This is a genomic window from Rhodococcus sp. LW-XY12 (assembly GCF_019317345.1).
GTDB lineage: Bacteria > Actinomycetota > Actinomycetes > Mycobacteriales > Mycobacteriaceae > Rhodococcus > Rhodococcus pyridinivorans.
On the sequence record NZ_CP079225.1, the window covers coordinates 2569532 to 2581750 of the forward strand.

The 12219-nt window shown below is 65.8% G+C and carries 13 protein-coding genes and 1 pseudogene; 7 read left to right on the plus strand and 7 right to left on the minus strand.

The genetic code is table 11. The features are described 5' to 3' along the window. Positions 1–488: 488 nt before the first annotated feature. Both KXC42_RS12080 and KXC42_RS12085 read right to left on the minus strand, forming a co-directional pair. The gene (locus KXC42_RS12080) at positions 489–1259 is read right to left on the minus strand and encodes a helix-turn-helix domain-containing protein (protein ID WP_219130401.1); all 771 of its coding nucleotides are present in this window, start codon (positions 1257–1259) and stop codon (positions 489–491) included. Positions 1260–1467: 208 nt separating this feature from the next. Next, entirely contained in the window at positions 1468–2169 is a 702-nt protein-coding gene (locus KXC42_RS12085) for an SIMPL domain-containing protein (RefSeq protein ID WP_219130402.1), read from the minus strand. Between the two features lie 193 nt (positions 2170–2362). Between KXC42_RS12085 and KXC42_RS12090 the strand changes: the two genes are divergently transcribed. Further along, positions 2363–2635: a GlsB/YeaQ/YmgE family stress response membrane protein gene (locus KXC42_RS12090; RefSeq protein ID WP_019289453.1), complete on the plus strand. Its 273-nt coding sequence runs from the start codon at positions 2363–2365 to the stop codon at positions 2633–2635. Positions 2636–2704: 69 nt separating this feature from the next. Here the strand turns inward: KXC42_RS12090 and KXC42_RS12095 are convergent, their stop codons facing one another. Continuing rightward, positions 2705–3124: a glutaredoxin domain-containing protein gene (locus KXC42_RS12095; RefSeq protein ID WP_006552091.1), complete on the minus strand. Its 420-nt coding sequence runs from the start codon at positions 3122–3124 to the stop codon at positions 2705–2707. Positions 3125–3283: 159 nt separating this feature from the next. Here KXC42_RS12095 and KXC42_RS12100 point away from each other — a divergent pair, with 159 nt between their 5' ends. From KXC42_RS12100 to KXC42_RS12110, 3 genes are all read left to right on the plus strand, one after another. Beyond that, positions 3284–3964 carry a phosphatase PAP2 family protein gene (locus KXC42_RS12100; RefSeq protein WP_230810883.1) on the plus strand — a complete coding sequence of 227 codons (681 nt, stop codon included), beginning with the start codon at positions 3284–3286 and terminating at the stop codon, positions 3962–3964. Positions 3965–4172: 208 nt separating this feature from the next. Next, positions 4173–4781, plus strand: a complete 609-nt coding sequence (locus tag KXC42_RS12105; RefSeq protein WP_039587323.1) for a hypothetical protein — start codon at positions 4173–4175, stop codon at positions 4779–4781. Between the two features lie 60 nt (positions 4782–4841). Continuing rightward, on the plus strand, positions 4842–5741 hold the full coding sequence (locus KXC42_RS12110; RefSeq protein ID WP_033098185.1) for a phosphatidylinositol mannoside acyltransferase: 900 nt from the start codon (positions 4842–4844) through the stop codon (positions 5739–5741). A 34-nt stretch (positions 5742–5775) separates the two neighbouring features. Here the strand turns inward: KXC42_RS12110 and KXC42_RS12115 are convergent, their stop codons facing one another. Then, entirely contained in the window at positions 5776–6534 is a 759-nt protein-coding gene (locus KXC42_RS12115; RefSeq protein WP_257606143.1) for a DUF6544 family protein, read from the minus strand. A gap of 270 nt (positions 6535–6804) precedes the next feature. Here KXC42_RS12115 and KXC42_RS12120 point away from each other — a divergent pair, with 270 nt between their 5' ends. Continuing rightward, positions 6805–7491 (plus strand): ZIP family metal transporter, encoded by a 687-nt coding sequence (locus KXC42_RS12120; protein ID WP_039958072.1) that lies wholly within the window; start codon positions 6805–6807, stop codon positions 7489–7491. Positions 7492–7541: 50 nt separating this feature from the next. Here KXC42_RS12120 and KXC42_RS12125 read toward each other — a convergent pair whose 3' ends face one another. Further along, positions 7542–8342 carry an HAD-IIA family hydrolase gene (locus tag KXC42_RS12125; RefSeq protein ID WP_006552097.1) on the minus strand — a complete coding sequence of 267 codons (801 nt, stop codon included), beginning with the start codon at positions 8340–8342 and terminating at the stop codon, positions 7542–7544. 49 nt (positions 8343–8391) lie between these two features. After that, on the minus strand, positions 8392–8646 hold the full coding sequence (locus tag KXC42_RS12130) for a hypothetical protein (protein ID WP_019289459.1): 255 nt from the start codon (positions 8644–8646) through the stop codon (positions 8392–8394). A 1202-nt stretch (positions 8647–9848) separates the two neighbouring features. On the opposite strand from KXC42_RS12130, the pseudogene KXC42_RS27735 reads away from it, so the two are divergent. Further along, positions 9849–9992: pseudogene (locus tag KXC42_RS27735) on the plus strand (ANTAR domain-containing protein); the annotation flags it as partial. Positions 9993–10065: 73 nt separating this feature from the next. On the opposite strand, the gene KXC42_RS27205 reads toward KXC42_RS27735, so the two are convergent. After that, positions 10066–10524, minus strand: a complete 459-nt coding sequence (locus KXC42_RS27205) for a VOC family protein (protein WP_306672622.1) — start codon at positions 10522–10524, stop codon at positions 10066–10068. Between the two features lie 230 nt (positions 10525–10754). Here KXC42_RS27205 and eat point away from each other — a divergent pair, with 230 nt between their 5' ends. Next, a complete protein-coding gene (gene eat / locus KXC42_RS12145) occupies positions 10755–12209 on the plus strand; it encodes an ethanolamine permease (RefSeq protein WP_006552114.1) in 1455 nt (484 codons plus the stop codon). Positions 12210–12219: the final 10 nt, after the last annotated feature.

Consider the following 12219-nt stretch of genomic DNA (forward strand, 5'->3'; position numbering starts at 1 on the left):
TCGCCTTGCCGGTATCCGCTGCGCACGTCGACGCAACGCCAGCTCGTGCTGCAAGCGCTCCGCAGACAGCTTGCCCGGACCGTGAATGCTCGTGCCGTCCGGCCGTTCGATCGTGGTGGCCATCGCCGTGTTTCTCCTCGAGGATCTCGAAATTCGCCAGCGTCCAGTAGTACTCCTCGACAAGTGCTGGGGCAATGGAATTTACGCCATTCTGCTGAGCACGAATGAACACCAGGCGATCACGAGTGACGGCGTTGTGTCCGCTGCCGTGGACCAACAGCACTTCCGGCCTACGGCCACCGAAATCGAGTCCCGACAGCACGCCGTCGTCGACGGGCACTTCGATACGGGTTCCCGACACCATCACCATCCCTCGCCGTCGATAGCTCGGCGAGACTGTCTACCGCAGAACGTTACCTACCCCTCATGAGACAACCGATCCATCCGATCGGTCAACGGAATTCGGCCGAGCGCCTTTGCATCGGATCTCAGGCCGCAGCCGGCGCGCGACACCCGCACCGCACGGCACGCCCCTGCTCGTCATCGGGAAGCCACCCGTACTCGTCGCAGTCGCCGCACTTCGGGTGGAGGACACGGGGCGTCGACAGCGACCGCCACAACGGCAACCATCCGTGCGCCAGTCGCATCGGATTGCCCGGTCTGTGCACGGATTTCGCTGCCGCAACCAGAGCCGGCACGCCGTGTGTGGCGACGAGTGTTTCGATCGCCGCTGCCGCATCGGGTTTGAGGTAGACGAAGGTCGCGGTGAGCCCGGCCTGCCTGCAGGCTGCCGCAAGCTCGACCACCGCCGGACCGAGCGGTGTCTTCGCGACGCGCGGTGTGCGGTTGGTTTCCGTCCTTGGTGTATCGGTACTTGAAAGAGCGCCTGGGTCTGCGATGTCCGCGCTGCCGCGGGTCGGATTCTCAGGCGCCGGGTCGGTGGCGGGACGTTCGTAGATGGTCTGGATGGTGATCCATTGGCCGAGCTCGTTCTGGATCTTCTCGCGTACCAGGTAGCCGAGGTCGGCGAGTTCGCGCAGAGCGGATCGGATCGCGTCGCGACCTTCCTTCGGTGACTGTGCCGCGATCGAGTCGGCGCGGGTGCGCCAGTCGTCGGGCTTGGACAGCAACCAGACGAGCACACCCCGCGCGCGGAAGGACAGCCGCTCGTCGGTGATGACGGCATTGCTGAGGACGGTGAAGTTGGCGGCAAGGCGCGGTCCACGACGCACGCCGCCGGCCAGGGTATTCTGACCCACGTTCGACTCCCTTACAGTCGGACATCCGGCCCGTCGGGAGCTGCAACTCCTGGCGGGCCTTATTCGATTGTGGCCGCGCGGATCGGCGGCGTGCTGGCATCGTGCCACCGTCTGTACAAGGCGCGCAAGGAATCGAGCGGAGGGTGCTCGAGTTTCGGTGTTCTCGACGTCGCTGAGCGGGGTCCGGAACACCGAGGTTTCCCCGACGCTAGGGGGACGCTTCGAACCGCGCCTCGACGTCGACGGTGAGGGTGACGCAGTCGGGTTCGAAGACCAGCGCGGGTTCGGCGGACTCGGGTGCGTTCATCGCATCCGAGCGCAGCATCGCGGTGCGCATCATCGGAGCGCCGCCCGCGTGGACGGGTGAGGGCTGGGAGCCGAGCATGCCCGGATCGGCGATGGCCACCGCACGAACGGTGTCGAGACCCAATGACGTCGTGTACGCCTTCGCCTTGTCGAGGGCGTTGCGGACGGCGAGGTCGCGGACCTGTGCGAGTCGCTTCTTTCGCGCCTTGCGGGTGATCCACCACTGGAGATCGGCGACGGTGACCACCTCGAGTTCGGCGACCTGCTCGACGAACGCACCCACAGCGTCGAACTCGTGGAAGGTGACGGTGATCGACGCCGACGAGTTGTACACCCACGGCCGGTTCTTGCCTTCGCGGTTGAACGGGCGCCGCCGGCTGTGGCGTACCCGATCGAAGGTCCACCGCTTCACCGGGTTCGGGGTGCGCTTGTGCAGTTCGGTGACGAGATCGGTGATGGTGGCGACGGCCGCGGTCACCGGTTCGGCGGCCTGCTTGCGCGAGGAGCCGTCGGCGTGCACCCGCAACACCGCCGTGCACCGGTTGGGTGCGACGGTGCGCTCGGCGTGGCCGGTGACGGTGATCGTGACGGGAGGCTGGGTCATGCGCACGAGTGTGCCAGCGCGAGCCGTCCCCGTCGGGCAGACGGCACGTGCCACGGTCGGAGCCGTCGAATCCGACCTTCCGGGCGTCGCATTCGTGCCTCTCTGAACTTGTCAGAAGTGAGAGGTGTGACTGGTGGGACGACTGGGTATCTGAGTTGGGTCGAACTAGCCAGTGTTCACGAAAGGACTGCACATGCTCGGACTCGGAATCCTCGGTTGGATCATCATCGGTGGTCTCGCCGGTTGGATCGGCAGCAAGATCATGGGCACCGACGCCCAGCAGGGCATTCTTCTCAACATCGTCGTCGGCGTCATCGGCGGCTTGATCGGTGGTTTCCTGCTGAAGGTCTTCGGGGTGGATGTCGAAGGCGGCGGACTGATCTTCAGCTTCCTGACCTGCCTCCTCGGCGCGGTCATCCTGCTGTTCCTCGTCAAGGCCGTCACCGGCCGAGGCGTGCGCCGCTGACCGCTCTGCATCAACGAGGTCCCGGATCCACACGGATCCGGGACCTCGTTCGTGTCGGGGGTCGGCTCGTCAGACCAGTTGATCGCGAAACCAACGTGGGTCGGGATTGGTATGCGACACGTCGCCGACGAACACCGTCGGCACCGTCTCGTTCCCGCCGTTGACTTCCCGGACCCGAGCGGCCGCAGCGGGATCCCGCCAGATGTTCACCCAGATCGCGCGACGCGCGCGAGTGCGCAGGGTGGCGCGCAACCGGATGCAGAACGTACACCCCGGGCGCCAGTACACCACCGGAACGCCGCGGGTTGCGGCGTCGCGACGGGCGGTCGCGTCGTCGACGTGATGGGGGAAGAACAGGGGAGAGGTGACCCACGCAAAGACGAGGAGCAGTACTGCCGTCACCACCGAGGTCACGTCGAATGCGCCAGTGAGCAGAACGACCGCCGCGACGGCCACCATCGCTGCGGAGAGGATCCAGGTTCGCCACACGCGTGCGAGCCTATCGCCCGGGCGGGAGGCAGAAGCCACTTCGTCCGCCGGCCTGCAGTCGCCTCGGAACGGGACGCGTCGCAGGCTCGAAGCTCCCCGTCACCCCGCCCGACCAGCCGGTCTGCCGCCGGGCAAGGTGGCGCGATAGCGTCTTCGGTCATGGTCGTCACCGAGAATTCACCTCCTGTATCCCCGCGGTTGGTCCGCTCGATGTTCATCCCTGCCGTAGGGGTGGCGCTCGTGCTGACTCTTCTCGCGGCGGCGACGGTACCGATGCGCGACCGCCTGTATCTGTCCGTCGCTCAGACCGTCGAGGGGTCCTTCCTCGGACCGCTCGCAGGTCTCGTCGCGGACAAGGGGCTGCTCGTCCTGGTCGCCTTCACCGGTGTGCTCGCGGCGTGGCTGTGGCGGAACGATCGACGCAGCTTCGGCACCCTCGCCGTCGGCGGTATCGGTGTCGTGGGTGCCTACCTGTCGAGTGAACTCGTCAAGCTCGTGGTGACGGAGCCGCGACCGTGTCGCGCACTCGGGATCGAGACGGTGCTGGAATGCCCCGAGGTGGGTGACTGGTCCTGGCCGTCGAACCACTCCGTCATCGCGGCGTCGTTCGCCACGGCGTGTGTCCTCGCGGCTCCGCGTCTGATCTGGCTGGTCGCTCCGCTCGCCGCGGTGCTCGCCTTCTCCCGGGTGACGGTGGGGGTGCACTACGTCCACGACGTGCTGTCGGGCATGGCGCTCGGCGTGTTGATGGTCGCGCTGGTCGTCGTGGTGCTTCTGCCGTTCGCGTCGCGGCTTCCGATCCTGTCGCGCGAGGCACCGGCCGCCCAGCCCATGGGATAGGTGAAACTGGATACGGCACACCGAATCCGGCTGTCGGCAGAGCGAATCTGCGGGCAGCCGGATTTTCTGTTCGCGGGCGGGCGTGGTTCGTTACCGAGGTCCCTCGATCGTTGCAGGTGGACCCGGTTGGGATACGACCTTCGGCACTACATCTACAGGCGCGCACGATCGACACTCGGGGGCAGGAGCTCGATGTCCGGAGAGTGTGATGATCCGCGAAGACACCCTGGCGGTGCGGTGGTGGCGTCTGCGGCCATGGAGCGCGAATCCGCTCCTGCGCGGAATCGACCGCGTCGAAGCTGTCGCGTTCATGCTCCTGGTGGGTCTGATGCTCCTGGTGGTGCCCGTTGCCGGTGTCGTCGGGACCGTGTCGTATGCGCAGTTCAGCGAACAGTCACATCAGCAGGTGGCCGAAGGACGGCAGGTACCGGCGTTCGTTCTCGACGACGATCCGGACGAAGCGTCGGTCCCCAACCCGTTGGCCGAGTCCTCGTCGTCGCCCGGTCCGGCACTCGCCCGGTGGGAGGTCGACGGCGTCGAGCACATCGGCCGCGTGGGACTCGAAGCCCGCGGGCGTGCAGGGGAGACGGTACGCATCTGGGTCGACGAGACCGGTGACTACATGCCGGTTCCCCGCACCGGAATCGAGAACGCGCTCGCGGCCCTCGGTGCGGCTCTGGCAATTCTCGTCCTCGGCACCGTGGCATGCGCGCTCACGCTGTTCGGCGTCCACGTCGAGATGAACCGGCAGAGACTGTCTCGGTGGGACCGTAAGTGGCAGGAAGCAGGACGACTCCCGGGGTGGCCGATCGGATGAACGTCGCGCAGCGCCCGTCGTGATGGTCATCGTTGTCGACCTCCGCGTTCGGGGTACTCGATGCGCATGAAGGATCGAGCCTGGGACCTCGCGTACGCCGCCGGCTGGTGGACGGTATGCGCGCTACCGGAAAAACCGGCGAGGCGCCTGTTCGAGATGGCTGCGGATCGAGCGGCCCGAAACGGCGGGCCGATCCAATTACGACGCAACCTCGCTCGGGTGTTGTCCACCACTCCCGCTCAGGTGCCCGACGAACTCGTGCGCGCGAGTCTACGTTCGTACGCGCGGTATTGGTGCGAAGCGTTCCGGTTGCCGTCGATGGATCCGCTACGGCTGGCCGAGACCATCGACTCCGCGGCCACCGGTCTCGAACACATCCACGAGGCCGTCGCGCGTGGGCGCGGCGCAGTGCTGGCGCTTCCGCACAGCGGGAACTGGGACCTGGCGGGAGTGTGGATCGTACAGCGGATCGGCACACCGACCGTCGTCGCCGAGCGGCTGCAACCGGAATCGTTGTTCCGCCGCTTCGTGCGGTTCCGGGAAGGCCTGGGTTTCGAGATCATCCCGCTCACCGGTGGCACAGTTCCACCGTTCGAACAGCTGATCGCCCGGATCCGGGAGGGACGGTTCGTCGGACTCCTCGGTGAGCGTGACCTGACCGGAGCGGGCGTGCCGGTAACCTTCTTCGGCGAACCGGCCTGCATGCCTGCCGGCCCGGCCAAGCTCGCGATCGATACGGGTGCGCCGCTGCTGCCGGTGCACTGCTGGTTCACTCCGGGCGGTTGGGGGTTCCACATCGACGCCCCGATCGATACCGCAGGCGGCGTAGAAGCCACGACCCAGTTACTGGCCGACCGGTTCGCCGCCGGTATCGCCGCGCATCCCGCCGACTGGCACATGCTGCAATCGGTGTGGACGGCCGACCGGCGGGACCGCACACAGACACCCGGCAGACAGTGACGACGTCGGTTTACGCGGCAGGCCTCGTGGACCGTCAGAAGAAGTCGGCAGAGGTGATCTCGGCGCGGAAGAACTCGCCGTCCGTGCCGGTACCCGTGTCCCAGCTCGCGCGGATCCGTGAGGCGATGGTCATGCCACCGAACCGGTGTTCGGCCTCGACCGCGACGATGAACGGATACCGGCCGAACTCGTGATTGTCGGGGTTGCCCCACCGCAGCATCCGCACCCCGCACAACGCCCCGTCCTCGGCGACATCCAGACGCACGGTTTCCTTGCGGCCGGCCACCGTCCAGGTCGCCGCGGCGACGAATTCGTCGCCGCGCCACCGTGCGAGGGGAAACGACGTCGGCACGAAGATGCTCTCCCCGGCCAGGCGGCCGGCCGCGCTGTCGCTGACATCAGGGCCGTCCGCGGACATCACCGGAATGATTCCCCCTATTCGCCACCACATCTCGCCACAACCGTCGGTGAAGCGGTCGTACCCCGACACTGATACCGGGCCGATCCGAGTGGTCGCAGCCCACACGAATCCCGACGTCGGGGCGAGGAGTTGGACAGCGGTGAACGGTCGCCAGGATCCGAGCCGGATCTGCCCGGACATCTCGAGTCGTGCGGCTGCGGCCATCGGCGTGCCCTCGGCCACCGCATGGTTGATCCAACGCCGCGCAGCAGGCGGCAGGGGTTCGGTCAGGGCCGGGACGAACCGGTCACCGGTGCCCCTGATCTCGGACAGAGCACGCCAGTGTGCGCCGACATGATGAGCGGCGCGCGGAATAATCGGTGCACGGCCCATGCGCACGAATCCTCCACCGGTCGATTCGGCCCTTCACGATGCTTCGCTCGGACTCGGTGCTTCATCGATGGGGTGGGCCGATACTCGCTGATTCGAGCAAATTATGCCTGGGCACCGTGTCCTTGCCGACGGAATCGTCGATCATCGCGTTATAGGTGACCCTGCCGAGTCGGTCGGCGGTGACGTCCCTGGGTACCCGGTCGCCGGGACGGAAGAGGTACACATGAGCGTAACGAGTAGAGGACGGTGCCGACGCGGGGGTTCGGTTCGATGTTGACGGCCCTGTGGTACGGACTGGGGACCGCCGTGCCCTTGTTCCTCGGAGCTGCGATCGGCCTGCTCTACAACCTGCCCCGCCCGGTGCTCGCGGGGTTGATGGCCTTCGGCGCCGGTGCCATGGTGGCGGCGGTCTCCACAGAACTGTTCGCCCCGGCCTTCGCCGACCAGGGGTTGTGGGCGGCCGGCGGGGCCTTGATGCTGGGAACCGTCGTCTATGTCGTTGCCGATCGCGTGATCGAGAACATGCTCGGCCCTGCAGCCCTGGGTTGGGCGCTGATGCTCGGGGCCCTCCTCGACGGCGTTCCGGAGAATGCTGCGTTGGGGACCACTCTCGCAGCCGGCAGCGGTGGAATCGTGTTGCTGGTGGCCGTGGCGGTTGGCAACATCCCCGAGGCGGTGGCGGGTGCGGCGTCGATGCGGTCGGCTCTGTCGCATCGCTCTGCTCTGCTCATCTGGGGCGTGACGGCCGTTCTGCTGGTGGCGGTGGTTGTGGTGGCCACTGCGTTCGCCGATTCTCTGCCGGAAGCGGGAATTCCGCTGATCCAGGCATTCGCCGGAGGCGCCACCATTGCGGTGATCGCCGACTCGTTGATGCCGGAAGCCTATCGAGAAGGCGGATGGTGGGTCGGTATCTGCACTTCGCTGGGATTCCTGGTCGCCTTCGCTCTCGGTGCATGAAAAGCCCACCCTCATCGGATCCGGCCGAAAGTTCGGACCCCCGATACTCTTCAGAACGGATTTGCCGTTGACCCAACGAGATCCGCAACGGAATTGATGACGCGGGTCGGGCGGTAGGGGAACCGCTCGACGGACTCGCGGGTCGAAATGCCGGTCAGGACCAGCAGTGTCTGCAGACCGGCCTCGAGGCCGCAGACGATGTCGGTGTCCATGCGATCACCGATCATCAGCGTGTGTGCGGAGTGCGCACCGATCGCACGCAGGGCCGACCGCATCATCAGGGCGTTCGGCTTGCCCACGAAATACGGCTCACGGCCGGTCGCGCGGGTGATGAGCGCTGCGACTGCCCCGGTGGCAGGAAGCGAACCCTCTCGTGACGGGCCGGTCGGGTCCGGATTGGTCGCGATGAACCGGGCGCCGCGTTCGACCAGTCGGATCGCGGTGGTGATCGCCTCGAAGGAATACGTGCGTGTCTCACCGAGGACGACGTAGTCCGGGTCGCTGTCCGTGAGGACGTAGCCGATGTCGTGCAGCGCGGTGGTCAATCCGGATTCACCCACCACGTAAGCGCTGCCACCGGGACGTTGATTGGCGAGGAACGTCGCCGTCGCCAGCGCGGAGGTCCAGATCGATTTCTCGGGCACGTCGAGGCCGGAGCGCAGCAGGCGCGCCCGCAGATCTCGGGGTGTGCGGATGGAATTGTTGGTGAGCACCATGAACGGCGTACCGGTGTCGCGGAGCTCCGTCAGGAACGCGTCGGCACCGGGGATCAGGTGATCCTCGTGCACGAGAACACCATCCATGTCCATCAGGTAGTTCCAGACCGGCGCGGATGTGGGTTCTTCGCTCATTCTCCGAGTGTGTCACCTACTGTTCCGGTCGGCAGCCGATACAAGGCGATCACCCGCCGAGGTTCGCGACGGTCGAGCCGAGCACGCCCGCCTGTAGCTCCAGGTCGCTCTCGTCGTGGTCCCGATCCTGCGGTAGCTGCTTGCGGAGGTCTTCCCTGGTGACCACGAGGAACGCTCGGTTCTCATCCGTGAGCTCCTGACCTCCGACCACGCGGAAGCGTCCCTCCTCCAGAACGAGTGCGGGGTCATCGAGCGTCGAATCGAGGAGTTCTCGAAGGTCGGTGGCGGTCAAGTTGGTGGGCACATGTCCTCCTGCACTTGCTGTTCTTTCGAACCTGTCGGTGTCTTCCGGAGGTACCCGGTGGAGCGGTGGCCGAACCCGGTGGTATTCGGTCGCCGGGGCGGGTCGGCCACATCCGTGCGGGAAGCGCATCCGGTGGCGAAGGCTCGCGTGGCGGAGTGCGCCGACTCGCGTTACGAAGTGTGAAGGGATCGGGTGCGTTCGGTCGCCTCTCGGCAAAAGGCGCAACACGGCTCCAGTCGAACGGAACTTCCGTGAAGGCAAAGGGTTGAGCCCGGGGGACACGAATATGCACCCGATCCGCCCAGCACAACGCGACCAGATCCCCGTCTATTCCCCGCGGGAGGTAAGCGCGTGCGGAAGCTGATTGCGTGCGCGACAGGCTGTGACGAACGATACGCCGGTTGATGCTTCAACCGGCGTACGCTCGACACCACTCATGTACACAGACTTCGCCACACTCGGCGGAACTCTCATCTGGTTCGCCGCCCTCATCGCCCTTACCCACATCCTCGGCCACACCCTCTGATCTCCGGACCTGGTCGGCACCCCCTAGTCCTGAGGTCTCCGCAGGACGCCCAGCAGGTGTTCCTCACCCCACGTCGGCAATCACGAGTAGCGTGGGCGGTACGGGCATCTTGCCCGACACTTTCTCGCCTTGACACGCGGCATCGTGAAACAGGCGGAAGAGGCTGCATTTCATGGCCGAATCGATCGAAATCTTGATCAAGGCCCTTGGAGATCTATGAAGACCGCCGAGCGGACGGCACGATTTCGGTGAAGCACTGCGTGCGGTGACCCCGGCCGCCGCGGTGACGATCGCCGGGGTCGAGTGCGCCGACATCGTCCTCATCGGCAAGGACACATTCGAATCCCACGGAGCGACCTCGTCGTTGTCCCGGGAACTCGGTCGGATCCAACGCGACGCCGGTGGTCCCTGCATCGACGCTGCCGGGGTCACGAGCGTGGTCTACAGCAGCGACCTCCGATCCGAGATGCGCTGGCCGCAGTTCACGGAAGAAGCCCTGATGGTCGGGGTCGGCAGCGTGTTGTCCTTCCAACTCCACACCCGCACCGACATTGCCGGTTCGCTGAACCTGTTCGCATCGAAACCGCAGGCCTTCGACGGTGCCGCGGTAGCGCTGGGCATCGCACTGGCGGCGCAGGCGGCCGCCGAGCTCACTGCTGCACGCGCGGAGCTGCATCTGCGCTCGGCGTTGGGCACCCGAGACACCATCGGCCAGGCCAAAGGTCTTCTGATGCAGCGCTGCGGTGTCGATGCCGCCCGCGCCTTCGTGATGCTGCGGACGCTGTCACAGGATCTCAACGTCGCCGTCGCTCGAATTGCCCAGCGAATCGTCGAGGACCACACCGCTTCTCTGCGATCGGTTGTCGGATCACGGAACTTCGAGGTATACGGGCTCAGTCCAGACAGAACCCGTTGCCTTCGATGTCCTGCACGACGATGCAGGACTCGTCCACACCGTCGGCGTGCAGAACCTTCACTTGCGCAGCGCCGAGCGTCACCAGTCGGTCGGACTCCGCTTGCAGAGCAGACAGTCGCTCGTCGCTCTCCAAGCCTGTGCCGACGCGCACATCGAGATGCACCCGATTCTTCGCAGCCTTCGCTCGGGTCCGACGAAATCGAAGGTGACCTGTGCCTGCCTGACCGACACCATGCGGGTACGCCCCGTGGCCGAGAGCGGACCCTCGGATCGGCGCACGACACTTCGATGAGCCCGCTACACCACCGATGCGCCCCATCCGAACGCAGCCACGGCCACGATCGCTACCGCCCACAGCGGCGCTGTCACTTCGAATCCTCCACGTGTCGTCGGTTGGTAGAAGACCGCCCGCAGGCTGCGTAACCGTGCGTTCCATTACAGGCGCGCAACAGAGTTGCAACAGTCTTCTCCGATACTCGAGAAACGAACAGACACCCTGTTCGCCCGGGAGGATGCTGGATCATCCGAGTTACACGGCTGCACTCCATCTCGTTGCGCGATTCTCCACGCCCCCGGGGGGTAGCTCATGAACACCGGCAGCTGCTCGCGCGACGTTCCACCTCGGCGTGACGCCGCCGTACGAACCGATCGCCTCAGGGAGACGGAATGGCAGTCGTAGAACCATCGAAGAGTTCGAGGACCCGCAAGCACCACGACGGCGCCGACTTCCACGCCGAGAAGAGCGAATACCTCGAAAAACGTTCACTTCGTAAAGGAACCGCAGGGTGGGTGCTCCTTGCGGGACTCGGTGTCAGTTATGTCATCTCCGGTGACTACGCCGGATGGAACAACGGACTCGCCGAAGGCGGATTCGGCGGTCTGCTCATCGCCGGCGTGGTCATCGCGGGCATGTATTTCGCGATGGTGCTCGGGATGGCGGAATTGTCGTCGGCCCTTCCGGCCGCAGGCGGCGGATACACCTTCGCCCGCCGCGCGCTCGGCCCCTGGGGCGGATTCGCCACCGGTACGGCCATTCTCATCGAGTATGCGATCGCACCGGCGGCCATCGCGACGTTCATCGGCAGCTATGTCGAATCGTTGAACATCTTCGGGATCACCGACGGATGGTGGATCTACCTCGCTGTCTACGCCATTTTCATCGGCATCCACCTCACCGGTGCGGGCGAAGCGCTCAAGGCGATGTTCGTCATCACCGCCATCGCACTTGCCGGACTCGTGATCTTCGCAGTCTCTGCGGTGGGACTGTTCGAGTCCGACAATCTCACGGACATCGCGCCGACCGATGCCGTCGGCGCCTCGGGCTTCCTGCCGTTCGGTTACTTCGGTATCTGGGCCGCGGTCCCGTTCGCGATCTGGTTCTTCCTGGCGATCGAGGGCGTTCCTCTCGCTGCGGAGGAAGCTCGTGAGCCGGAGAAGAACGTGCCGCGCGGCATCATCTCCAGCATGCTGGTGCTCTTGCTGACCGGAGCGACCGTGCTGTTCCTGGCGACCGGTGCGTTGGGCGCCGAGGGGTTGTCGACCTCGGGCAACCCGCTCGTCGAGGCGCTGGGTGACGGGACAGCGGCGAAGGTCGTCAACTACATCGGGCTCGCCGGGTTGATCGCCAGCTTCTTCTCCATCATGTACGCGTACTCGCGGCAGACTTTCGCGCTGTCCCGGGCCGGCTACCTGCCGACGAGCCTGTCGGTGACGAATTCCCGCAAGGCACCCATGCTCGCGTTGATCGTTCCTGGCGTGATCGGTTTCGTCCTGTCGCTGACCGGTGAGGGCGCGATGCTCCTCAACATGGCGGTCTTCGGTGCCGCCGTGAGTTATGTACTCATGATGGTCAGCCACATCGTGCTGCGCGTCCGCGAGCCCGGGATGCGGCGTCCGTACCGCACACCCGGTGGAATCGTCACGACATCGTTCGCGCTGGTGATCGCTGCGGCCGCTGTGGTGGCCACCTTCCTCGTCGATCCTGTTGCGGCTCTGTGGACGTTCGCCGCGTTCGCTGCATGCATGGCTTACTTCGGTCTCTACAGCCGCCACCACCTCGTCGCGAACTCCCCGGACGAGGAGTTCGCGGCCCTCGCGAAGGCGGAGGAAGAGCTGGGGTGACGACCTGCGG